We start from the raw sequence: 21,889 nt of genomic DNA, 5'->3' as shown, positions 1-21,889 counted from the left end.
GCATCAGGCTTGCGCCCATTGTGCAATATTCCCCACTGCTGCCTCCCGTAGGAGTCTGGACCGTGTCTCAGTTCCAGTGTGGCTGGTCATCCTCTCAGACCAGCTAGGGATCGTCGCCTAGGTGAGCCGTTACCCCACCTACTAGCTAATCCCATCTGGGCACATCCGATGGCAAGAGGCCCGAAGGTCCCCCTCTTTGGTCTTGCGACGTTATGCGGTATTAGCTACCGTTTCCAGTAGTTATCCCCCTCCATCGGGCAGTTTCCCAGACATTACTCACCCGTCCGCCACTCGTCACCCAAGGAGCAAGCTCCTCTGTGCTACCGTTCGACTTGCATGTGTTAGGCCTGCCGCCAGCGTTCAATCTGAGCCATGATCAAACTCTTCAATTTAAGTTTGATGCTCGTGAATTAAACTTCGTAATGAATTACGTGTTCACTCAGAGACTTGGTATTCATTTTTCGTCTTGCGACGTTAAGAATCCGTATCTTCGAGTGCCCACACAGATTGTCTGATAAATTGTTAAAGAGCAGTTGCGACGCGCTTTAGCGCTCTGTCGCGAGGTGGCGTATATTACGCTTTCCTCTTTCAGAGTCAACCCTCATTTTCAGGTTTTTCTCTTCAACCGAACCGGCTGTTTGCGTGAAGTGATTCACATCCGCCGTGTCGATGGAGGCGCATTATAGGGATCCCATTTTTTAGCACAAGTATTTTTTGGATCTTTTTTGCTGAGTGCTTGTTTTTCACCCCTTTCGCTACATTCCTGCACAATTTGGCTGATTTTTGATAGCTAAATCACTTGCACAGTCTCGATAATCCAACCAAAGTCTTCATTACTGCTCTATTTTTGTTGAGGTAAACATGTCTGATGTATTACGTCCTTATAAGGATCTTTTCCCACAGATCGGAAAACGCGTGATGATCGACACCAGTAGCGTCGTCATTGGTGATACTCGTTTGGCTGATGACGTCGGGATTTGGCCGCTGGTTGCGATTCGTGGCGACGTCAACTATGTACAAATCGGCGCCCGTACAAACATTCAGGACGGCAGCGTTCTCCATGTCACACATAAATCCACATCTAATCCGCAAGGTAATCCATTGATCGTGGGTGAGGATGTGACGGTCGGTCATAAAGTCATGCTACACGGCTGCATCATTGGCAACCGCGTATTGGTCGGTATGGGATCAATTTTACTGGACGGCGTAGTGGTAGAAGACGACGTTATGATTGGGGCAGGAAGCCTGGTGCCGCAAAACAAACGCCTGGAGAGTGGATATCTGTACCTGGGTAGTCCGGTTAAACAGATCCGGCCATTAAGTGACGAAGAGAAAGTAGGCTTAAAATACTCTGCTAACAACTACGTTAAATGGAAAGATGAGTATTTAAATCAGAGTAACCAAACCCAACCCTGAGAGTTTTCCTGCTGGTCCTGGATCAATGCTTCGGCCTCTTCTTCCAGGTCCCAGCGATGCTGTTGAAAGGTTTCCAGCCATTGTTCAGGCGTGCAGCCGCCAAAGCGGGACGCCAACGTCTCCCCTGATATAGCGCATGTTAACTGCATACCATGGACCAACGCCGGGAAAACAACGGCGCTAATATCCGTCCGCCATTCTTCTCGATCGGGAAACTGGATCGCCTGATTCATGCCGACATTTCCTGTTGCATGCTTTTGATGACGGGCTCAATCTGTGGCAATACACCATGCCAGAGTAAAACGGCGTGCGCTGCTTGTCCCACCAGCATCCCCAGACCATCGGCATACTGTTTCGCCCCATGTTCAGCACACCAGGAAAGGAACGGTGTATTCCCTTGCTGATAAAACATGTCATAGCAATAGACAGAGGAGTGAATAAGCGATGTCGGAATGGCTGGTACCTCACCGCTAATTCCGCTGGATGTCGCATTAATAATTAAATCAAAACTGTAATTATCAAGCTCGTCCATTCCCACCGCCTGCACACTGCCGGTATGGGAGAAGATTTGTGCCAGTTCTTCTGCGCGCGAAGCAGTACGGTTAACGATGGTTACCGCACAATCCAGAGAAAGAAGAGGTAATAAAACCCCACGGGATGCGCCACCGGCACCAATCAACAGAACTCGCGATCCGGGGCGAATGAAAGATAAACGTTCAAGATCGCTTAATAAGCCGATACCATCCGTGTTATCTCCCAGTAAACGCCCATCCTCAAGTCGTTTAAGAGTGTTGACCGCTCCAGCAAGCGATGCCCGCTCCGTTAATTCATCGGCACGCGCAAACGCCTCTTCCTTAAAAGGCACAGTGACATTTGCCCCCTTCCCGCCCTCAGCAAAAAAGGCATTCAGCGTATTCACAAAATCATTGATAGGTGCCAGTACACGTCCATAGGAATGATCAATTTTCAACTGCTCTGCAAATTGCTGATGAATAAAGGGCGATTTACTGTGCGCTATCGGATTACCAAAAACAGCATAGGCTTCTTTCATATTACCCCTGTCGAAACTGTTCACCGGTCAGAGCATCACAGATCTCCGAAGGATTCAAACGCCCTCCGGTCTCCCCTTCAACTACGGGAAAGTCTGTACCAAACTGCGCGCGGACTTCCTCTACCGTTCTGCAAGGCGGTAAGCCACTCAAATTAGCACTGGTGGAGACTAACGGTTTGCCATAAGCCTGGCACAATGCAACCACCAGCGGATGATCGGTGACTCGCACGGCCAGCGAGTCAAAACGACCGGTCAACCAACGAGGCGTAGTCGCAGGCGCAGGGAAAACGAAGGTGACAGGACCAGGCCAGCGAGCGAACACAGCCTCACGTTGAGCATCAGTAAGCGTGCTATCGTCAATATAGGGCTTGAGCTGGTCAAAATTTGCCGCAATCAAAATTAAGCCTTTATCGACTGGGCGTTGTTTTAGCTCCAACAGACAGGTAACAGCCGTTTCGCTGTCGGGATCGCAGCCGACACCAAATACAGCTTCTGTTGGATAGGCGATGACTTTTTCTTGTTTCAGAACCGCTATCGCAGCAGCGATAGGGCCTGTGGGCAGGTTATTATTCACTTTTTTATTCCGCCGAGAACGGCTTTCCACATTGTTTACTGGCACAGAAATGCTTCACACCCTGCGCGGTTTTCTTTTCGATGAGTAGCGGATAATGGCACTCAGGACACTCTCCGGCTAACGGTTTGAAGTTAATGACAAACTGGCACTCCGGATAGCGATCGCAGGAGTAAAACGTTTTGCCATAACGGGAACGCCGCTGGACCAGGTGGCCAGTCTGGCATTGAGGACAGACTATTGCTGTTTCATCTGGCTTGTCGATAAGTTCGGTGTGTTCACACGTTGGATAATCGCTGCATCCAATAAACATCCCGAATCTTCCCTGTCTCAGCACCAGCTCGGCGCCACATGCAGGACAAAGCTTACCCTCCAGAACTTTGACAATATGTCCGTCCGCGGAAGATTTCAGCGGACGGATGTAATCGCATTCTGGATAGTGTGAACAACCAAGAAACGGACCGTGTTTCCCGGAACGAATAACCAGTTCAGCCCCGCATTGTGGGCAGGGCTCGTTTTTACGCACCGTAAACAGTGCTGATTTAGCCATAACAACTCATACTGAATGAAGATTGATTAATGCAGCATACCTTCATTCACTTCAAAGAGTAATTCTTCCATTTGCTGATAGGCATTTTCACAACCTGGAATATTGAAAAGCACCATCAGGATCACCCACTTCAGGTCTTCCAGATCGAACTCTGCCGTATCCAGCGCGAGTACGCGCTCAATGACCATTTCTCGTGTTTCGAGGTTTAGCACCTGAATCTGTTCCAGGAATAGCAGGAACCCTCTACAGCTTGCATCCAGTCGATCGCACTCTTCTGCGGTATAAATACGTATAGAAAGAGGATCAGATGCCAGCTGCATAGGTTCGGCAAGACCATCCTGATAATCAGCAAGCTTTTCCAGCCAAAGTAACGCGTTGTAGATGTCTTCACGATCAAAACCAGCGTCGGTAAGATCCCGTTCCAGTTTGTCCTGATCCACACGCAGCTCAGCTTCGTTATGGATATATGTCTCAAACAAATACATTAGTACGTCGAACATGGCATGCCCTCCTCAATCGGACATAGCCGCCGGGTACAGCTGCGATCCATCCTGCTAACTCCAGTTCGAGCAGTTGAGCCACTACCTCTGGCACAGGTTGGCCGGCACGTTCAGCGACGACGTCAACAGGTGTTACCTCATCTCCTACGTTAGCCAGGAGCTCCGGAAATGGCAATGCCACCTCTTCGTGATCTGGCGAATAAATTGATTTTTCAGGTTCATCTGGCAACCATTGCAGCCCATATTGCAAATTTTCCAGAATTTCTTCTGGGGCCGTCACAAGCGTGGCTCCCTGCTGAATAAGCCAATGTGGACCTTCACTTCCCGGACTTCCAATCGGTCCAGGCAACGCAAAAACCTCCCGCCCTTGTTCCAGTGCACAACGCGCAGTGACCAGTGACCCGCTACGCTGAGCAGCTTCTACAACCAGGACTCCTTTACTTAGACCACTAATAATGCGATTTCGTCGGGGAAAATTGCGCGGCAAAGGAAGCGTATCTAATGGGAACTCAGACACCAGTGCGCCTCCAGCCTCAATCAGTCGTTTAGCCAGACTGACATGCTGTCGTGGATGAATGGTCTCAAGCCCATTTCCCAGCACCGCAATACTCGTGCCCTCTCGGTTTATCGCAGCATTGTGCGCCACACCATCAATCCCCCGGGCCAGGCCGCTGGTGATCGTCACGCCGCATGCTGCAAGCTTTTCACAAAACAGCCGCCCCCAGCGTTCGCCATACCAGGAGTGCTGTCGGCTACCGACGACGGCAACCTGAAACGAGCTAAGGCATATGGGATTTCCTGCCACAAAAAGCACCCCAGGATAATCCTCAATTGCACGGAGCTGTGCCGGATAATGCTCGCTGTCGGCAACCACAAAATGATGGTTGGGCTGTTCAAGCCAGCGCAGCGTTTTTTCCAGCGTCTGATCTGGAAAGGTTAAAAAGCGCCGGGCCTGGCGGGGGGAGAGCCCAGCATGATGAAGTACCACGTTGTTAATACACGGCTGAGTATTGAGCCAGTGGGCAACGCGCACCATCTCATCACCATACAGTTCATTCACTTGTGCTAAACGTAGCCAAATTTCGATTTTGGTCATCCCTGTTCCCCTGCCACAAGCAGTCCTGGCAATCTTTGCGATTGGTCACTGATGCTGTCAATCAGAGGGGGTTTTGTCTAGAATAGAGGTAATAATCTTTTCAACTCCTGAACACAACTCTGGATAACTATGTCAGTTTTGCAAGTGTTACATATTCCGGACGAGCGCCTTCGCAAAGTCGCAAAACCGGTCGAAGAAGTGAATGCAGAAATTCAGCGTATCGTTGATGATATGTTCGAAACGATGTACGCCGAAGAAGGTATCGGTCTGGCAGCAACTCAGGTCGATATTCATCAGCGCATCATTGTTATTGATGTCTCTGAAAATCGCGACGAGCAGTTGGTACTCATTAACCCAGAGCTGCTGGAAAAAGACGGCGAAACAGGTATTGAAGAAGGCTGCCTGTCTATTCCCGAACAGCGTGCGTTAGTACCGCGCGCAGAGAAAGTAAAAATTCGTGCGCTCGATCGCAACGGCAAAGCTTTTGAACTGGAAGCCGATGGCCTGCTGGCTATCTGCATTCAACATGAAATGGATCACCTGGTCGGTAAACTGTTTATCGATTATCTGTCTCCGTTGAAGCAACAACGCATTCGTCAGAAAGTTGAAAAACTCGACCGCCTGAACGCCCGAGCTTAAGGACAAGAATCAACGTGTCAGACTCACTACGTATTATTTTTGCGGGTACACCTGACTTTGCAGCGCGTCATCTCGACGCGCTGTTGTCTTCTGGACATAACGTCGTTGGCGTGTTTACCCAACCGGACCGTCCGGCGGGACGCGGTAAAAAGCTGATGCCCAGCCCGGTAAAAGTGCTGGCGGAAGAAAAAGGGATACCGGTTTTCCAACCCGTCTCTCTTCGTCCTCAGGAAAACCAGCAGCTGGTTGCTGATTTACGCGCAGACGTGATGGTAGTGGTAGCATATGGCCTGATACTGCCAAAAGCCGTACTGGAAATGCCGCGTCTGGGTTGTATCAACGTTCACGGTTCCCTGCTTCCACGCTGGCGTGGCGCAGCCCCAATCCAGCGCTCACTGTGGGCAGGCGACGCCGAAACTGGTGTGACCATCATGCAGATGGATGTTGGCCTCGACACCGGTGATATGTTGCTTAAGCTGTCCTGCCCGATAACTGCAGAAGATACCAGTGGTTCGTTATACGATAAGCTGGCAGATTTAGGGCCTCAGGGGCTGATTGAAACGCTAAAACAGCTGGCGGCTGGCACCATAAAACCCGTTGTACAAGATGAATCACTGGTTACGCATGCAGAAAAACTCAGCAAAGAAGAGGCCCGTATCGACTGGTCGCTTTCAGCCGCTCAGTTGGAACGCTGCATCCGCGCCTTTAACCCGTGGCCAATGAGCTGGCTTGAAATCGACGGCCAGCCAGTGAAAATCTGGCAAGCTACGGTTATTACAGCGAACACACAGGCCGCACCTGGCACTATTCTTGAGGCGACAAAACAGGGTATCCAGGTCGCAACGGGCGACGGCATCCTGAATCTCGTCTCTTTGCAACCTGCCGGTAAAAAAGCCATGAGCGCGCAGGATCTGCTTAATTCGCGCCGGGAATGGTTTGTACCCGGTAACCGTCTGGTATGACGGTTCATCTCTTTAAGCCCGGTATCTCCGGGCATTTTTATTTTTGCGCTTATGAAAAAACATCTTAATTTACGCAGTATGGCGGCCCAGTCCGTCGAACAGGTTGTCGAAAAGGGACAATCATTAAGCAACGTGCTGCCCGCCATGCAGCAAAAAGTTGCCGATAAAGACAAAGCACTGTTGCAGGAGCTTTGCTTCGGCGTGTTGCGTACACTCTCCCAACTGGAGTGGATGATCCAGCAGTTGATGGAACGTCCAATGACGGGCAAACAGCGCACTGTTCACTATCTGATCATGGTGGGATTCTACCAACTGCTGCATACTCGTATTCCACCGCATGCTGCTTTGGCAGAGACCGTAGAAGGCGCAGTCGTTATTAAGCGTCCGCAGCTTAAAGGGCTGATCAACGGCGTGCTGCGCCAGTTTCAGCGCCGCCAGGAAGAGCTGCTGGCTGAATTCTCTCAAAGCGATTTACGTTTCTTACACCCCTCCTGGCTGGTGAAACGTATTAAGACCGCTTATCCGCAGCAGTGGGAAGGCATTCTTGAAGCCAATAACCAGCGACCGCCGATGTGGTTACGTGTCAATCGTAACCATCATACGCGCGATGCCTGGCTGGACCTGCTGACCGAAGCGGGATTAACCGGTTTCCCGCATCCAGATTACCCGGATGCAGTGCGTCTGGAAACGCCAGCTCCTGTGCACGCCCTCCCAGGTTTTGATGAAGGCTGGGTAACCGTCCAGGATGCTTCCGCTCAAGGATGCATAAACTATCTGTTGCCGGAGGACGGTGAACAGATCCTCGACCTATGCTGTGCGCCGGGGGGCAAAACCACTCACATTCTGGAAGTTGCTCCGCACGCTAACGTAATGGCTGTCGATGTTGATGAAAAACGCTTATCGCGCGTTTTCGACAATCTAAAACGTCTGGGTATGAAGGCAACCGTAAAACAGGGTGATGGCCGCTATCCACAGCAGTGGTGCGGTGAACAACAGTTTGACCGTATTTTGCTGGACGCTCCGTGTTCTGCCACCGGAGTGATCCGTCGCCATCCGGATATCAAATGGCTGCGTCGCGACCGGGATATTGCTGAACTTGCCCAGTTGCAGGCTGAAATCCTGAATGCAACCTGGCCACATCTTAAACCTGGCGGCACGCTGGTTTATGCAACCTGCTCTATCCTGCCAGAAGAAAACCAACAGCAAATTGCCGCCTTCCTTGCGCGCACGCCAGATGCGGTATTAAGCGTCACTGGTACGCCGGAAAAACCTGGACGTCAGAATTTACCGAGTGCGGAAGATGGTGATGGCTTCTTTTACGCTAAGCTAATCAAAAAGTGATGAGATAACGGGTCGCGACTGATGAAAATTATCATTCTGGGCGCAGGGCAAGTTGGCGGTACGCTGGCTGAAAACCTGGTCGGAGAGAACAACGATATCACGGTAGTCGATACCAATGGTGAGCGCCTGCGTAGCCTGCAGGACAAGTTTGATCTCCGTGTCGTGCAAGGGCATGGTTCGCATCCCCGCGTTCTACGTGAAGCCGGTGCTGACGATGCCGATATGCTGGTTGCCGTAACCAGCTCAGATGAAACAAATATGGTTGCCTGCCAGGTAGCTTATTCACTGTTTAACACGCCTAATCGTATCGCTCGTATTCGTTCACCGGATTACGTTCGTGATGCGGACAAGCTATTTCAATCTGACGCGGTGCCTATCGATCACCTGATTGCGCCTGAGCAACTGGTTATCGATAGCATTTATCGCCTGATTGAATATCCGGGCGCATTGCAGGTAGTGAATTTTGCCGAAGGAAAAGTCAGCCTGGCCGTGGTGAAAGCCTATTACGGTGGGCCGCTGATTGGTAATGCGCTGTCGACAATGCGTGAGCATATGCCGCACATCGATACCCGCGTTGCGGCGATTTTCCGTCATGACCGACCGATCCGTCCGCAAGGTTCTACCATTGTTGAAGCGGGTGATGAAGTTTTCTTCATCGCGGCCTCGCAGCATATTCGCGCCGTAATGAGCGAATTACAGCGTCTGGAAAAGCCTTACAAACGCATTATGTTAGTGGGCGGTGGTAATATTGGCGCCGGGCTGGCACGGCGACTAGAAAAAGATTACAGCGTCAAACTGATTGAACGTAATCAACAGCGCGCATCCGAGCTTGCGGAGAAACTGCAAAATACGATCGTCTTTTTTGGTGATGCCTCGGATCAAGAGCTGCTGGCGGAAGAACATATCGATCAGGTTGATCTGTTCATTGCGGTAACCAACGATGATGAAGCGAATATCATGTCGGCGATGCTTGCCAAACGGATGGGCGCCAAGAAAGTGATGGTGTTGATCCAACGCAGAGCATACGTCGATCTGGTGCAAGGCAGCGTGATCGATATTGCGATTTCACCGCAGCAGGCAACCATCTCTGCGCTGCTCAGTCATGTGCGTAAAGCGGATATTGTTGGTGTATCTTCACTGCGCCGTGGCGTCGCGGAAGCCATTGAAGCCGTTGCACACGGTGATGAAACGACGTCACGGGTTGTGGGTCGCTCAATTGATGAAATTAAACTTCCACCAGGAACCATTATTGGCGCCGTTGTGCGTGGTAACGATGTGATGATTGCCAATGATAACCTGCGTATTGAACAGGGCGATCACGTAATTATGTTCCTGACAGATAAAAAGTTTATTACCGACGTCGAGCGACTATTCCAGCCAAGTCCGTTCTTCCTGTAATAATTTGGGCGCTGAAACTGCGCCTAAATTATTTCCCTTTATTTTTCATGGTTTAATAAATTTCTATTTAGGCAATACATAAATGGAAATTGCCTAAACATTTGTTAAACTTATAAACGTCAGCTGCATAGGGAGAATAAGATGAGCATTATTAAAGAATTTCGCGAATTCGCGATGCGCGGGAATGTTGTCGATTTGGCAGTGGGTGTCATTATTGGTGCGGCATTTGGGAAGATTGTTTCATCACTGGTTGCCGATATCATCATGCCCCCGCTGGGGTTGTTAATTGGTGGAATTGATTTTAAACAGTTTGCTTTAACACTACGTGATGCACAGGGAGATATCCCTGCAGTCGTTATGCATTACGGTGTATTTATTCAGAATATCTTTGATTTCGTTATTGTTGCGTTTGCTATCTTTATGGCAATCAAGCTGATCAACAAACTGAACCGTAAAAAAGCGGAAGAGCCAGCAGCACCGCCGGCGCCATCGAAAGAAGAAGTATTGCTGAGTGAAATTCGTGACCTGCTGAAAGAACAGAATAACCGCTCTTAAGCACTCACTGAAACAAGAAGGCCAGTGGTAAAAAAGTGAATGACTTTCTTGCCACTGGCCTCCCAGTTACCCCGATTACCATGTTTACCTTTACGTAGATAACTTCCTTTCCCTTTCTTATTTTTCTCAACGCGCTGCCTGAACAGTGGGTCATGTAGAAGCGCTTCAATGGCGTTATCTTTTATCTGCCCTTTAGTGTGCTGATAACGACTCATAATAATACCTCTGGTTGTCGTAATTTACGCCGCGAGTGTAGACCTGACCGTTCAATAAATCAACAGCCTGATGGTGATCCACTGGCGCCTTGCTCAAGTGCTTCAAGGATAGAGCAGTACACGCTGCTGTGTGCCTTGCCACAACACGCGTCATTCAATCGCTGCAGCGACCGTTGCATCGCCTGAAGCTCAGCTATTCTCGCTTCCACTTCCTGCAATCTTTCCTGGACGATCCCTTTTGATTCCTGGCAGGTATGGTGTTCGGGATCGATGCGGATCGAAAGCAGTTCGCGGATCGATTCCAGAGTGAAACCAAGCTGACGGGCATAGCGAATAAACTTTAGACGCTGAAGATCGCTTTCCGTATAGAGACGAAACCCGCCTTCTGTACGTATTTCATGTTCCATCATCTGCTGCTTTTCATAGTAGCGGATAGTATCAGGCGTCACGTCAGCCAGTTTCGCTAATTCACCAATACGGTACATGCTATCTCCGCTATTCGTCGTTGATCTTCTGCAGCAACTTATCTGCGTATTCACCGTGTAAAAACTCGGTGCTGAGTCCAGCCTGCCGAAGTTTCAGTTCCAGTAGTGACAGTCTTCGACTCACTTCCTGATAATGGGGATCATCTTTGCGGATCCCTGCAAGTATTTCAAGCAGCTGTATTGCCTCTCTGCGCTGCTCTAGCTCAGGAGGAAGACATCCCGCATTTTTTAATAAACGGAATCCGGCTCGAAGTTCAGGCGGAATGTGGGAATCATCGTCAAGAACCAACGGTTCTCCTGTACCAGGCAAACCATCAAACTCACCTTTAGACTGTGCATCAATAATATGGCGCTCTGCCCACTGGTCCAGTAACCACATACAACACTCCAGTGATGAACAAAAAGAGTACAGATATTGTAGGTAAGAGGGGATATGACGGATATAAAAAAACCCGCCGAGGCGGGTTTTTTTACGTTACTACAGATTACTCTGCAGCAGCTTCTGTTTTCTCTGAACGATCAACCAGCTCGATGTATGCCATCGGCGCGTTGTCGCCTGCACGGAAGCCACACTTCAGAATGCGAGTGTAACCACCGGCGCGGCTCGCGAAACGCGGGCCCAGTTCGTTAAACAGTTTTGCCACGATCTCGTTATCACGAGTGCGGGCGAATGCCAGACGACGATTAGCTACGCTATCAGTCTTGGCAAGAGTAATCAGCGGCTCAACTACGCGACGCAGCTCTTTCGCTTTCGGCAGAGTCGTCTTGATGATTTCATGACGAACCAGTGAACCTGCCATATTGCGGAACATAGCCTGGCGATGGCTGCTGTTGCGGTTCAGTTGACGACCACTCTTACGATGGCGCATGACCTTATCCTTCTCAGTAAAACCTTAACCTGTGATCCGGTTACTCGTCAGCGATGCTTGCCGGTGGCCAGTTTTCCAGGCGCATGCCCAGAGACAGTCCACGGGAAGCCAGCACGTCTTTAATCTCAGTAAGAGATTTTTTACCAAGGTTAGGCGTCTTAAGAAGCTCAACCTCAGTACGCTGTACCAGATCACCGATATAGTGGATAGCTTCTGCTTTGAGGCAGTTAGCAGAGCGGACAGTCAATTCCAGATCGTCAACAGGGCGCAGCAGGATCGGATCGAATTCTGGTTTCTCTTCTTTAACTTCCGGCTGACGTACATCACGTAAGTCAACGAAAGCTTCAAGTTGTTCAGCCAGAATGGTTGCCGCACGACGAATCGCCTCTTCAGGATCGATTGTGCCGTTGGTTTCCATTTCGATGACCAGCTTGTCCAGGTCGGTACGCTGTTCTACACGCGCTGCTTCAACATTGTAGGCAATACGCTCTACAGGGCTGTAGCATGCGTCGACCAGCAGACGGCCGATTGGGCGCTCATCTTCTTCCGAATGAATTCGGGTAGAAGCCGGCACATAACCACGACCGCGCTGAACTTTGATACGCATGCTAATAGATGCATTCTCATCGGTCAGGTGGCAGATCACGTGCTGTGGCTTGACGATTTCGACATCACCATCATGGGTAATGTCGGCTGCAGTCACAGGGCCAATGCCAGATTTATTCAAGGTAAGAATAACGTCATCTTTACCCTGAACTCTCACCGCCAGCCCTTTCAGGTTGAGCAGGATTTCCAGGATATCTTCCTGAACGCCTTCTTTGGTGCTGTACTCATGTAGTACACCATCAATCTCAACCTCGGTCACCGCGCAACCCGGCATCGATGAGAGCAGAATACGGCGCAGTGCGTTACCCAAAGTATGGCCAAAGCCACGCTCTAAAGGCTCAAGGGTCACCTTGGCGTGCGTCGAACTCACTTGCTCGATATCTACCAGGCGCGGTTTTAGAAACTCTGTCACAGAACCCTGCATTGTGTCCTCTCTTTGGTACTAAGCTTTACTTGGAGTAAAGCTCGACGATCAGGTGTTCGTTAATGTCCGCAGACAGATCAGAACGCTCCGGCTTACGCTTGAACGTACCTTCCATCTTGCCAGCATCAACTTCCAGCCAGGTTGGCTTTTCACGCTGCTCAGCCAGCTCCAGAGCGGCTTTCACGCGAGACTGCTTCTTCGCTTTCTCACGAATGCTAACAACGTCATTCGGACTAACCTGATAAGAAGCGATGTTAACAACACGACCGTTTACCATAATTGCTTTATGGCTGACCAGCTGACGTGCTTCTGCACGAGTGGCACCGAAGCCCATACGGTATACAACGTTGTCCAGACGACCTTCCAGCAGACCCAACAGGTTTTCACCGGTGTTGCCTTTCAGACGTGCTGCTTCTTTGTAGTAGTTACGGAACTGACGCTCCAGCACACCGTAGATACGGCGAACTTTTTGCTTTTCACGCAACTGCACACCATAGTCAGACAGACGCGGTTTACGCGCACCGTGCTGGCCAGGAGCTTGTTCAATTTTACACTTGGTATCGATCGCGCGAACGCCAGACTTAAGGAATAAGTCAGTGCCCTCACGACGGCTCAGCTTGAGCTTAGGACCCAAATATCTTGCCATTTTCTTTCTCCAACAATCCTAGAAACGACAGCGTTATACGCGACGTTTTTTCGGCGGACGACAACCGTTATGAGGGATCGGAGTCACATCAGTAATATTAGTGATGCGGAAACCAGCGGCGTTCAGAGCACGAACAGTAGATTCGCGACCTGGACCCGGTCCTTTGACCATAACTTCCAGATTCTTGATACCGTATTCTTTTACGGCTTCAGCGCAACGCTCTGCTGCAACCTGAGCTGCAAACGGAGTGGATTTGCGAGAACCACGGAAACCGGAACCACCGGCTGTTGCCCAACCCAGTGCGTTACCCTGACGATCAGTAATGGTAACGATGGTGTTGTTAAAAGAAGCATGGATATGAGCCACGCCGTCAGAGACTTGTTTTCTTACACGTTTACGTGCACGAATTGGTGCCTTTGCCATTATTCAATCACCCCGATTATTTCTTGATCGGTTTGCGCGGACCCTTACGGGTACGTGCGTTGGTCTTGGTACGCTGACCGCGAACCGGGAGACCACGACGATGACGCAAACCGCGATAGCAACCAAGGTCCATAAGGCGCTTGATGCTCATGCTAACTTCACGGCGCAGATCACCTTCAACGACAAATTTGGCAACTTCGTCACGCAGCGTGTCGATTTGTTCTTCAGACAGCTCACTGATCTTAACATCTTCAGCGATACCCGCGGCAGCCAGAATGGCTTTAGAACGGGTCTTGCCGACGCCGTAGATCGAAGTTAATGCGATCACAGCATGTTTCTGATCAGGAATGTTAATGCCTGCTATACGGGCCACTATGCACTCCTACTATTTAATATGTACGCACCATGCTGAAAAGCCCGTTTTCAGGATACTCAAATGGAAACGCACAGACATACAAAAGATTGGCTGGCTAATCTAGCCAGCTCAACCCAACTTTGCAAGAAAAATATGCGAATAAATCAGCCTTGGCGCTGTTTATGCTTCGGCTCGGCACTGCAAATCACACGGATGACACCATCACGCTTAACGATTTTGCAGTTACGGCATAATTTCTTGACGGAAGCACGAACTTTCATTTTTACTCTCCGTAACTTCTCGGGCGACTGTTAACGGCCGTAGCCTTTCAGATTCGCCTTCTTCAATGCAGACTCGTACTGACTTGACATCATCAGAGTTTGCACTTGAGCCATAAAGTCCATAATCACGACAACAACGATAAGCAGTGAGGTCCCACCGAAGTAGAACGGTACTTTCATTGCATCACGCATGAACTCCGGGATCAGGCAGATAAAGGTAATGTAGAGCGCACCAACCAGAGTCAGGCGGGTCATTACTTTATCGATATACTTCGCCGTTTGCTCTCCCGGACGAATTCCTGGTACAAATGCACCGGACTTCTTCAGGTTATCTGCTGTTTCACGCGGGTTGAAAACCAACGCCGTGTAGAAGAAACAGAAGAATATGATTGCAGACGCATAGAGTAACACATAAAGCGGTTGCCCAGGCTGCAAATACAGCGAAATTGTTGTCAGCCAGTTCCAACCAGTCCCGCCCCCGAACCATGACGCGATGGTCGCTGGGAACAGAATAATACTGGAAGCGAAGATTGCCGGGATTACCCCCGCCATATTCACTTTCAGCGGTAAATGTGTGCTCTGTGCAGCATAGACACGACGACCTTGCTGACGTTTCGCGTAGTTTACCACAATGCGGCGTTGACCACGCTCAACAAATACAACAAAGAACGTCACTGCAAATACTAATACTGCAACCAACAGCAACACGAGGAAGTGCAGGTCGCCTTGACGCGCTTGCTCGATAGTATGGGCAATGGCTGGCGGGAGTCCCGCGACAATACCGGCGAAGATAATGATTGAGATACCGTTGCCGATACCACGTTCAGTAATCTGTTCGCCCAACCACATCAGGAACATCGTCCCTGTAACCAGACTTACAACAGCGGTGAAATAGAATGCAAAGCCTGGATTCATTACCAGGCCCTGCATACCAGGCATATTCGGCAGACCGGTAGCAATACCGATCGACTGGAATATTGCCAGCACCAGAGTACCGTAGCGGGTGTACTGGCTGATCTTACGACGACCAGACTCCCCTTCTTTCTTAATTTCTGCCAGCGTTGGATGAACCACCGTCAGCAGCTGGATAATAATCGACGCCGAAATATACGGCATGATCCCCAGAGCAAAGATAGAAGCACGGCTGAGAGCACCACCAGAGAACATGTTAAACATTTCAATGATGGTGCCTCGCTGTTGCTCAAGCAGTTTGGCAAGTACAGCGGCATCAATACCAGGGATCGGAATGAAAGAGCCAATACGGAACACAATCAGCGCGCCGATTACAAACAGCAGTCTGCGTTTCAGCTCGCCTAAGCCACCTTTGGCACTTTGAAAATCTAATCCCGGTTGTTTAGCCATCTGCTACTTATTCCTCGATTTTACCGCCAGCAGCTTCGATAGCAGCACGAGCGCCTTTAGTAACACGCAGGCCACGAACAGTTACCGGAGTAGTGACTTCACCAGCCAGAATCACTTTCGCGAACTCGATCTGGATACCGATAATGTTAGCTGCTTTCAGCGTGTTCAGGTCTACAACACCGCCTTCAACTTTAGCCAGGTCAGACAGACGAACTTCGGCTGTAATCGCTGCTTTACGTGAAGTGAAGCCGAATTTCGGCAGACGACGGTACAGAGGCATCTGACCACCCTCGAAACCGCGACGTACGCCACCGCCAGAACGAGACTTCTGACCTTTGTGACCACGACCACCGGTTTTACCGAGGCCAGAACCGATACCACGACCCAGGCGGCGAGCCGCTTTTTTAGAGCCTTCGGCCGGAGACAGAGTATTTAAACGCATCTCTTACTCCTCAACTTTAACCATGAAGGAAACCGCGTTGACCATACCACGAACAGCAGGAGTATCCTCGCGCTCTACGGTGTGACCAATACGACGCAGACCCAGGCCAAGCAGCGTTGCCTTATGTTTCGGCAGACGACCGATTGCACTGCGGGTTTGAGTAATTTTAATAGTCTTTGCCATGGTTTATTTCCCCAGAATTTCTTCAACGGATTTACCACGCTTGGCAGCGACCATTTCCGGAGATTTCATATTTTCCAGGCCATCGATAGTTGCACGAACCACGTTAATCGGGTTAGTAGAACCATACGCTTTAGCCAGAACGTTACGAACTCCAGCGACTTCCAGAACGGCGCGCATTGCACCACCGGCGATGATACCGGTACCTTCGGAAGCCGGCTGCATGAATACACGAGAACCCGTGTGAGTACCCTTAACCGGGTGCTGCAGGGTGCCGTGGTTCAGCGCGACGTTAATCATATTGCGACGGGCTTTTTCCATCGCTTTCTGGATCGCTGCTGGAACTTCACGCGCTTTACCGTAACCAAAACCAACGCGACCGTTACCATCACCAACTACAGTCAGAGCTGTGAAGGAGAAAATACGACCACCTTTAACGGTTTTAGATACGCGGTTAACCGCGATCAGCTTTTCCTGCAGTTCGCCAGCTTGTTTTTCGATGTGAGCCATCTTACACCTCTACCTTAGAACTGAAGGCCAGCTTCACGGGCAGCATCTGCCAGTGCCTGGACACGACCATGATATTGGAACCCGGAACGGTCAAAAGAAACATCTTTGATGCCTTTTTCCAGAGCGCGTTCAGCAACAGCTTTACCTACAGCTGCAGCAGCGTCTTTGTTACCGGTGTACTTCAATTGTTCAGCGATAGCTTTTTCTACAGTAGAAGCAGCTACCAGAACTTCAGAACCGTTCGGTGCAATTACCTGTGCGTAAATATGACGCGGGGTACGATGTACCACCAGGCGAGTTGCGCCCAGCTCCTGGAGCTTGCGGCGTGCGCGGGTCGCACGACGGATACGAGCAGATTTCTTATCCATAGTGTTACCTTACTTCTTCTTAGCCTCTTTGGTACGCACGACTTCGTCGGCGTAACGAACACCCTTGCCTTTATAAGGCTCAGGACGACGGTAGGCGCGCAGATCTGCTGCAACCTGACCGATCAGCTGTTTATCAGCGCCTTTCAGCACGATTTCAGTCTGAGACGGACATTCTGCAGTAATACCCGCAGGCAGCTGATGGTCAACAGGGTGAGAGAAACCTAAAGCCAGGTTTACTACATTCCCTTTAACCGCTGCACGATAACCTACACCAACCAGCTGTAGCTTCTTAGTGAAGCCTTCGGTAACACCGACAACCATTGCATTCAGCAGGGCACGCGCGGTACCAGCCTGAGCCCATCCATCTGCGTAACCATCACGCGGACCGAAGGTCAGTGCATTATCTGCATGATTTACTGCAACAGCATCGTTGAGAGTACGAGTCAGCTCGCCGTTTTTACCTTTGATCGTAATAACCTGACCGTTGATTTTCACATCAACGCCGGCAGGAATAACGACCGGTGCTTTAGCAACACGAGACATTTTTTCCTCCGATTAGGCTACGTAGCAGATAATTTCGCCACCAAGACCAGCCTGGCGCGCTGCACGATCAGTCATAACACCTTTAGAGGTAGAAACAACTGCGATACCCATGCCAGCCATAACTTTCGGCAGCTCGTCTTTACGCTTATAAATGCGCAGACCTGGGCGACTGACACGCTGAATGCTTTCTACAACAGCTTTACCCTGGAAATACTTAAGAGTAAGTTCCAGTTCCGGCTTGGTGTCGCCTTCAACTTTAAAATCTTCAATAAAACCTTCTTCCTTCAGCACGTTGGCAATTGCCACTTTCAGCTTGGAGGAAGGCATGGTGACCGCAGCTTTATTCGCGGCCTGACCGTTACGGATACGGGTCAGCATATCCGCGATCGGATCTTGCATGCTCATCTGTCTTTACTCCCGTGATTCAATTGGTAATTACCAGCTAGCCTTTTTCAAGCCTGGTACTTCACCGCGCATAGCGGCTTCACGCAGTTTGATACGGCTCAACCCGAACTTGCCCACATAGCCATGCGGACGACCTGTTTGACGGCAGCGGTTACGCTGACGGGACGGGCTGGAATCACGCGGCAGAGACTGCAGCTTGAGAACTGCGTTCCAACGATCTTCGTCGGTCGCGTTCACATCAGAGATAATAGCTTTCAGTTCAGCGCGTTTTGCGAAGTACTTATCAGCTAAAGCTACGCGCTTTACTTCGCGTGCTTTCATTGATTGCTTAGCCATTCAGTAACCCTACCTTACTTGCGGAACGGGAAGTCAAAGGCAGCCAGCAGAGCACGGCCTTCTTCATCAGATTTCGCAGTAGTGGTAATGGTAATATCCAAACCACGCACGCGGTCGACTTTATCGTAGTCGATTTCTGGGAAGATGATCTGCTCACGGACACCCATGCTGTAGTTACCACGACCGTCGAAAGACTTAGCGGACAAGCCACGGAAGTCACGGATACGTGGAACAGCAATAGTGATCAGGCGCTCAAAGAACTCCCACATGCGTTCGCCACGCAGAGTTACTTTACAGCCGATCGGATAGCCCTGACGGATTTTGAAGCCTGCAACTGATTTGCGTGCTTTGGTGATCAGCGGTTTTTGACCGGAGATTGCTGTCAGGTCAGCTGCTGCGTTATCCAGCAGTTTCTTGTCAGCGATCGCTTCACCAACACCCATGTTCAGGGTGATCTTCTCGACCCGAGGGACTTGCATGACAGAATTGTAGTTAAACTCAGTCATGAGTTTAGCGACTACTTCGTCTTTGTAGTAATCATGCAGTTTCGCCATCGTACTACTCCAAATTACTTGATAGTTTCGCTGTTAGATTTAAAGAAACGGACTTTTTTGCCGTCTTCGAATCTAAAGCCTACACGGTCAGCCTTGCCGGTTGCCGCGTTGAAGATAGCAAGGTTAGAGATCTGAATAGCTGCTTCTTTCTCTACAATGCCGCCTGGTTGGTTCAGGGCCGGAACCGGCTTCTGATGTTTCTTAACCAGGTTGATACCTTCAACAATGACCTTGCCGGAAGACAGGACATTCTTAACTTTACCGCGTTTACCTTTATCTTTACCGGTTAACACGATAACTTCGTCATCACGACGGATCTTCGCTGCCATGATTCGCTCCTTAGAGTACTTCTGGTGCCAGAGAGATAATTTTCATGAACTTCTCGTTACGAAGTTCACGAGTTACCGGCCCAAAAATACGCGTACCGATAGGTTGCTCGCTATTATTGTTTAAAATAACGCATGCATTACCATCGAAGCGAATGACAGAACCGTCCGGGCGACGAACACCCTTCTTGGTGCGCACCACTACCGCCTTCAGCACATCACCTTTTTTGACCTTACCACGCGGAATTGCTTCCTTGATGGTGATCTTGATGATATCGCCGACGCCTGCGTAGCGACGGTGCGAGCCACCCAGAACCTTGATACACATTACGCGACGTGCACCGGAGTTGTCGGCGACGTTCAGCATAGTCTGTTCTTGGATCATTTTAGTGCTCCGCTAATGTCAACTACTACTGAGACCCGAAAATCAGGTCGTTAAAAAAGCCCCATATCGGGGGCGCGGCATTATAACACCGCTTCAACGATATGGGTAGAAAAAATAAACGGCTCATCGCTGAGCCGTTTATTCGTTGAGAATGCCTACTGTATTACAGAACGGCTTTCTCTACAACGCGAACCAGCGTCCAGGACTTAGTCTTGGACAGCGGACGGCATTCGCGGATTTCAACCACGTCACCAGTACCGCATTCGTTGTTCTCGTCATGTACGTGCAGTTTGGTCGTACGCTTAATGAATTTACCGTAGATCGGGTGTTTCACAAAACGTTCGATAGCAACAACGATGGATTTCTCCATTTTATCGCTAACAACGCGACCTTGCAGAGTACGGATTTTATCGGTCATTACGCACCCGCCTTCTCAGTCAGTAAAGTCTTAACGCGTGCGACATCACGACGCACTTGCTTCAACAGGTGAGACTGTTGCAGCTGGCCACTTGCAGCCTGCATACGCAGGTTGAACTGCTCACGCAGCAGATTCAGCAGCTCGGTGTTCAGCTCTTCAACACTCTTCTCACGCAGCTCTTTTGCTTTCATTACATCACCGTCTTAGTTACAAAGGTGGTTTTAATCGGCAGTTTCGCTGCTGCCAGCTTGAATGCTTCACGGGCCAGCTCTTCCGGTACGCCGTCCATTTCATACAGGACTTTACCCGGCTGAATCAAGGCAACCCAATACTCCACGTTACCTTTACCTTTACCCATACGCACTGCCAGCGGCTTTTCAGTGATCGGTTTGTCCGGGAATACACGGATCCAGATCTTACCTTGACGCTTAACTGCACGGGTCATAGCACGACGTGCTGCTTCGATCTGACGGGCAGTCAGACGACCACGGCCAACAGCTTTCAGACCGAAGCTGCCGAAGCTAACATCCGTACCCTGCGCCAGACCGCGGTTACGGCCTTTGTGCATTTTACGGAATTTTGTACGCTTTGGTTGTAACATCAGCGACGCTCCTTATTTACGGCCTTTACGCTGCTGCTTTTTAGGTTGCGCAGCCGGTTTTTCCGGTTGTTCAACAGCAGCCATACCACCCAGGATCTCGCCTTTGAAGATCCACACTTTAACGCCGATTACACCGTAAGTGGTGTGCGCTTCAGAGGTGTTGTAGTCGATGTCAGCACGCAGAGTGTGCAGAGGTACGCGACCTTCGCGGTACCATTCGGTACGTGCGATTTCCGCGCCGCCCAGACGGCCGCTAACTTCAACTTTAATACCTTTAGCGCCCAGACGCATTGCGTTCTGTACAGCACGCTTCATAGCACGACGGAACATAACACGACGTTCCAGCTGAGAAGTGATGCTGTCAGCAACCAATTTTGCATCCAGTTCAGGTTTACGCACTTCGGCGATATTGATCTGAGCAGGAACGCCAGCAATATCCGCTACGACTTTGCGCAGTTTTTCTACGTCTTCACCTTTCTTACCGATAACGATACCCGGGCGAGCTGTGTGAATGGTCACACGGATGCTCTTAGCCGGACGCTCGATAACGATACGAGATACAGACGCTTTAGCCAGTTCCTTAGTCAGGTACTGACGTACTTTAAAATCGCTGTCCAGGTTGTCAGCGAATTCTTTGGTGTTCGCAAACCAGGTTGAGTTCCATGGTTTTACAATACCCAGGCGAATACCATTAGGATGTACTTTCTGACCCATTGCTAGTCTCCAGAGTCTCAGCGATCGGACACAACCACAGTAATGTGGCTGGTGCGCTTCAGGATGCGATCTGCACGACCTTTTGCACGCGGCATAATGCGCTTCATGCTCGGGCCTTCGTCTACGAAAATTTTCGTAACTTTCAGATCGTCAATGTCAGCGCCATCGTTGTGTTCAGCGTTAGCAATGGCAGATTCCAGGACTTTCTTGACCAGTACAGCCGCTTTCTTATTGGTGTAGGTCAGAATATCCAGAGCCTGCGACACTTTCTTACCGCGAATCAGGTCTGCAACAAGGCGAACCTTCTGAGCAGAAGAACGAGCATGGCGATGTTGAGCTAAAGTTTCCATCTCTTCCTCCTA

Annotated in this window: 37 protein-coding genes and 1 rRNA gene (1 of these 38 cut by a window edge); 6 read left to right on the top strand and 32 right to left on the bottom strand. The window is 50.1% G+C overall.

From position 1 onward, the window contains the following. Positions 1 to 392: ribosomal RNA gene (locus OGV65_RS03415) — 16S ribosomal RNA — on the bottom strand; it reaches 1,150 nt to the left of the window's first position. 469 nt (positions 393 to 861) lie between these two features. Here OGV65_RS03415 and OGV65_RS03410 point away from each other — a divergent pair. Further along, on the top strand, positions 862 to 1,416 hold the full coding sequence (locus tag OGV65_RS03410) for a gamma carbonic anhydrase family protein (RefSeq protein WP_101701260.1): 555 nt from the start codon (positions 862 to 864) through the stop codon (positions 1,414 to 1,416). Here the strand turns inward: OGV65_RS03410 and OGV65_RS03405 are convergent. The 6 genes from OGV65_RS03405 to dprA are packed head-to-tail and all read right to left on the bottom strand — an operon-like array spanning position 1,392 to position 5,184. Then, positions 1,392 to 1,649, bottom strand: a complete 258-nt coding sequence (locus tag OGV65_RS03405) for a DUF1488 family protein (RefSeq protein ID WP_101701259.1) — start codon at positions 1,647 to 1,649, stop codon at positions 1,392 to 1,394. The two genes, OGV65_RS03410 and OGV65_RS03405, sit on opposite strands and share 25 nt — an antisense overlap. Continuing rightward, complete coding sequence (gene aroE, locus OGV65_RS03400; RefSeq protein WP_016154735.1) at positions 1,646 to 2,467, bottom strand: shikimate dehydrogenase; 822 nt, start codon at positions 2,465 to 2,467, stop codon at positions 1,646 to 1,648. The genes OGV65_RS03405 and aroE overlap by 4 nt, the downstream gene beginning before the upstream one ends. 1 nt (position 2,468) lies before the next feature. Continuing rightward, positions 2,469 to 3,041, bottom strand: a complete 573-nt coding sequence (gene tsaC / locus OGV65_RS03395; RefSeq protein ID WP_286454611.1) for an L-threonylcarbamoyladenylate synthase type 1 TsaC — start codon at positions 3,039 to 3,041, stop codon at positions 2,469 to 2,471. 4 nt (positions 3,042 to 3,045) lie between these two features. Then, a complete protein-coding gene (locus OGV65_RS03390) occupies positions 3,046 to 3,588 on the bottom strand; it encodes a DNA topoisomerase family protein (protein ID WP_016154737.1) in 543 nt (180 codons plus the stop codon). A 26-nt stretch (positions 3,589 to 3,614) separates the two neighbouring features. Beyond that, entirely contained in the window at positions 3,615 to 4,088 is a 474-nt protein-coding gene (gene smg / locus OGV65_RS03385; RefSeq protein ID WP_003031162.1) for a DUF494 family protein Smg, read from the bottom strand. Continuing rightward, complete coding sequence (dprA, locus tag OGV65_RS03380; protein ID WP_047358918.1) at positions 4,060 to 5,184, bottom strand: DNA-protecting protein DprA; 1,125 nt, start codon at positions 5,182 to 5,184, stop codon at positions 4,060 to 4,062. The genes smg and dprA overlap by 29 nt, the downstream gene beginning before the upstream one ends. A 129-nt stretch (positions 5,185 to 5,313) precedes the next feature. Between dprA and def the strand changes: the two genes are divergently transcribed. The 5 genes from def to mscL all read left to right on the top strand — a co-directional run bounded on the left by def (position 5,314) and on the right by mscL (position 10,079). Next, positions 5,314 to 5,823 carry a peptide deformylase gene (def, locus tag OGV65_RS03375; RefSeq protein WP_049281752.1) on the top strand — a complete coding sequence of 170 codons (510 nt, stop codon included), beginning with the start codon at positions 5,314 to 5,316 and terminating at the stop codon, positions 5,821 to 5,823. Positions 5,824 to 5,837: 14 nt separating this feature from the next. Next, positions 5,838 to 6,785 carry a methionyl-tRNA formyltransferase gene (fmt, locus tag OGV65_RS03370; protein ID WP_094762081.1) on the top strand — a complete coding sequence of 316 codons (948 nt, stop codon included), beginning with the start codon at positions 5,838 to 5,840 and terminating at the stop codon, positions 6,783 to 6,785. A 51-nt stretch (positions 6,786 to 6,836) separates the two neighbouring features. Next, entirely contained in the window at positions 6,837 to 8,126 is a 1,290-nt protein-coding gene (gene rsmB / locus OGV65_RS03365) for a 16S rRNA (cytosine(967)-C(5))-methyltransferase RsmB (protein ID WP_286454610.1), read from the top strand. A 21-nt stretch (positions 8,127 to 8,147) separates the two neighbouring features. Then, positions 8,148 to 9,524, top strand: a complete 1,377-nt coding sequence (gene trkA, locus OGV65_RS03360) for a Trk system potassium transporter TrkA (RefSeq protein ID WP_003031153.1) — start codon at positions 8,148 to 8,150, stop codon at positions 9,522 to 9,524. Between the two features lie 141 nt (positions 9,525 to 9,665). Continuing rightward, entirely contained in the window at positions 9,666 to 10,079 is a 414-nt protein-coding gene (gene mscL / locus OGV65_RS03355) for a large-conductance mechanosensitive channel protein MscL (protein ID WP_016154742.1), read from the top strand. Here mscL and arfA read toward each other — a convergent pair. From arfA to rplV, 25 genes are all read right to left on the bottom strand, one after another. Then, positions 10,076 to 10,294, bottom strand: a complete 219-nt coding sequence (gene arfA, locus OGV65_RS03350; protein WP_016157605.1) for an alternative ribosome-rescue factor ArfA — start codon at positions 10,292 to 10,294, stop codon at positions 10,076 to 10,078. The two genes, mscL and arfA, sit on opposite strands and share 4 nt — an antisense overlap. Before the next feature lie 59 nt (positions 10,295 to 10,353). Next, complete coding sequence (gene zntR, locus OGV65_RS03345) at positions 10,354 to 10,779, bottom strand: Zn(2+)-responsive transcriptional regulator (protein ID WP_016154744.1); 426 nt, start codon at positions 10,777 to 10,779, stop codon at positions 10,354 to 10,356. Positions 10,780 to 10,789: 10 nt separating this feature from the next. Further along, on the bottom strand, positions 10,790 to 11,158 hold the full coding sequence (locus OGV65_RS03340) for a DnaJ family domain-containing protein (protein ID WP_049281757.1): 369 nt from the start codon (positions 11,156 to 11,158) through the stop codon (positions 10,790 to 10,792). Positions 11,159 to 11,264: 106 nt separating this feature from the next. After that, positions 11,265 to 11,648, bottom strand: a complete 384-nt coding sequence (gene rplQ / locus OGV65_RS03335) for a 50S ribosomal protein L17 (RefSeq protein WP_001216370.1) — start codon at positions 11,646 to 11,648, stop codon at positions 11,265 to 11,267. A 40-nt stretch (positions 11,649 to 11,688) separates the two neighbouring features. Beyond that, entirely contained in the window at positions 11,689 to 12,678 is a 990-nt protein-coding gene (locus tag OGV65_RS03330) for a DNA-directed RNA polymerase subunit alpha (RefSeq protein ID WP_003031139.1), read from the bottom strand. A 25-nt stretch (positions 12,679 to 12,703) separates the two neighbouring features. Next, positions 12,704 to 13,324: a 30S ribosomal protein S4 gene (rpsD, locus tag OGV65_RS03325; RefSeq protein WP_003031138.1), complete on the bottom strand. Its 621-nt coding sequence runs from the start codon at positions 13,322 to 13,324 to the stop codon at positions 12,704 to 12,706. Between the two features lie 33 nt (positions 13,325 to 13,357). Beyond that, positions 13,358 to 13,747, bottom strand: a complete 390-nt coding sequence (gene rpsK, locus OGV65_RS03320) for a 30S ribosomal protein S11 (RefSeq protein WP_003031137.1) — start codon at positions 13,745 to 13,747, stop codon at positions 13,358 to 13,360. Between the two features lie 16 nt (positions 13,748 to 13,763). Further along, a complete protein-coding gene (gene rpsM / locus OGV65_RS03315) occupies positions 13,764 to 14,120 on the bottom strand; it encodes a 30S ribosomal protein S13 (RefSeq protein WP_003031135.1) in 357 nt (118 codons plus the stop codon). A 146-nt stretch (positions 14,121 to 14,266) separates the two neighbouring features. After that, complete coding sequence (gene rpmJ / locus OGV65_RS03310) at positions 14,267 to 14,383, bottom strand: 50S ribosomal protein L36 (protein WP_000868187.1); 117 nt, start codon at positions 14,381 to 14,383, stop codon at positions 14,267 to 14,269. A gap of 30 nt (positions 14,384 to 14,413) precedes the next feature. Then, complete coding sequence (secY, locus tag OGV65_RS03305) at positions 14,414 to 15,745, bottom strand: preprotein translocase subunit SecY (protein WP_001118864.1); 1,332 nt, start codon at positions 15,743 to 15,745, stop codon at positions 14,414 to 14,416. Positions 15,746 to 15,752: 7 nt separating this feature from the next. Continuing rightward, positions 15,753 to 16,187, bottom strand: a complete 435-nt coding sequence (gene rplO, locus OGV65_RS03300; protein WP_003031132.1) for a 50S ribosomal protein L15 — start codon at positions 16,185 to 16,187, stop codon at positions 15,753 to 15,755. Positions 16,188 to 16,190: 3 nt separating this feature from the next. Next, positions 16,191 to 16,370 (bottom strand): 50S ribosomal protein L30, encoded by a 180-nt coding sequence (rpmD, locus tag OGV65_RS03295; protein ID WP_001140434.1) that lies wholly within the window; start codon positions 16,368 to 16,370, stop codon positions 16,191 to 16,193. Between the two features lie 3 nt (positions 16,371 to 16,373). Beyond that, positions 16,374 to 16,877, bottom strand: a complete 504-nt coding sequence (gene rpsE / locus OGV65_RS03290) for a 30S ribosomal protein S5 (protein ID WP_003031131.1) — start codon at positions 16,875 to 16,877, stop codon at positions 16,374 to 16,376. 14 nt (positions 16,878 to 16,891) lie between these two features. After that, positions 16,892 to 17,245 carry a 50S ribosomal protein L18 gene (gene rplR / locus OGV65_RS03285; RefSeq protein WP_000358960.1) on the bottom strand — a complete coding sequence of 118 codons (354 nt, stop codon included), beginning with the start codon at positions 17,243 to 17,245 and terminating at the stop codon, positions 16,892 to 16,894. A 9-nt stretch (positions 17,246 to 17,254) separates the two neighbouring features. Further along, positions 17,255 to 17,788 (bottom strand): 50S ribosomal protein L6, encoded by a 534-nt coding sequence (gene rplF / locus OGV65_RS03280; RefSeq protein ID WP_003031129.1) that lies wholly within the window; start codon positions 17,786 to 17,788, stop codon positions 17,255 to 17,257. A gap of 12 nt (positions 17,789 to 17,800) precedes the next feature. Continuing rightward, positions 17,801 to 18,193, bottom strand: coding sequence for a 30S ribosomal protein S8 (gene rpsH / locus OGV65_RS03275; protein ID WP_003031127.1), 393 nt, complete (start codon positions 18,191 to 18,193; stop codon positions 17,801 to 17,803). 30 nt (positions 18,194 to 18,223) lie between these two features. After that, a complete protein-coding gene (gene rpsN / locus OGV65_RS03270; protein ID WP_003031125.1) occupies positions 18,224 to 18,529 on the bottom strand; it encodes a 30S ribosomal protein S14 in 306 nt (101 codons plus the stop codon). A 14-nt stretch (positions 18,530 to 18,543) separates the two neighbouring features. Continuing rightward, positions 18,544 to 19,083 carry a 50S ribosomal protein L5 gene (gene rplE, locus OGV65_RS03265; RefSeq protein ID WP_003031123.1) on the bottom strand — a complete coding sequence of 180 codons (540 nt, stop codon included), beginning with the start codon at positions 19,081 to 19,083 and terminating at the stop codon, positions 18,544 to 18,546. 14 nt (positions 19,084 to 19,097) lie between these two features. Continuing rightward, a complete protein-coding gene (gene rplX, locus OGV65_RS03260; protein ID WP_003031122.1) occupies positions 19,098 to 19,412 on the bottom strand; it encodes a 50S ribosomal protein L24 in 315 nt (104 codons plus the stop codon). A gap of 10 nt (positions 19,413 to 19,422) precedes the next feature. Next, complete coding sequence (rplN, locus tag OGV65_RS03255; RefSeq protein WP_000613954.1) at positions 19,423 to 19,794, bottom strand: 50S ribosomal protein L14; 372 nt, start codon at positions 19,792 to 19,794, stop codon at positions 19,423 to 19,425. Between the two features lie 163 nt (positions 19,795 to 19,957). Beyond that, positions 19,958 to 20,212: a 30S ribosomal protein S17 gene (rpsQ, locus tag OGV65_RS03250; RefSeq protein WP_003031120.1), complete on the bottom strand. Its 255-nt coding sequence runs from the start codon at positions 20,210 to 20,212 to the stop codon at positions 19,958 to 19,960. Then, a complete protein-coding gene (rpmC, locus tag OGV65_RS03245; protein WP_000644742.1) occupies positions 20,212 to 20,403 on the bottom strand; it encodes a 50S ribosomal protein L29 in 192 nt (63 codons plus the stop codon). Before rpmC ends, rpsQ begins: the two co-directional genes overlap by 1 nt. Further along, positions 20,403 to 20,813 carry a 50S ribosomal protein L16 gene (rplP, locus tag OGV65_RS03240; RefSeq protein ID WP_000941212.1) on the bottom strand — a complete coding sequence of 137 codons (411 nt, stop codon included), beginning with the start codon at positions 20,811 to 20,813 and terminating at the stop codon, positions 20,403 to 20,405. Before rplP ends, rpmC begins: the two co-directional genes overlap by 1 nt. Before the next feature lie 12 nt (positions 20,814 to 20,825). Next, positions 20,826 to 21,527, bottom strand: coding sequence for a 30S ribosomal protein S3 (gene rpsC / locus OGV65_RS03235; RefSeq protein WP_000529945.1), 702 nt, complete (start codon positions 21,525 to 21,527; stop codon positions 20,826 to 20,828). 17 nt (positions 21,528 to 21,544) lie between these two features. After that, the gene (gene rplV / locus OGV65_RS03230; protein WP_000448832.1) at positions 21,545 to 21,877 is read right to left on the bottom strand and encodes a 50S ribosomal protein L22; all 333 of its coding nucleotides are present in this window, start codon (positions 21,875 to 21,877) and stop codon (positions 21,545 to 21,547) included. Between the last annotated feature and the right edge of the window lie 12 nt (positions 21,878 to 21,889).

This window comes from Citrobacter sp. Cb004, assembly GCF_030337065.1.
GTDB classification, from domain to species: Bacteria; Pseudomonadota; Gammaproteobacteria; order Enterobacterales; family Enterobacteriaceae; genus Citrobacter; species Citrobacter braakii.
The sequence above is the reverse complement of the archived record's forward strand: the minus strand, read 5'-3'. Positions and strand labels throughout refer to the sequence as shown.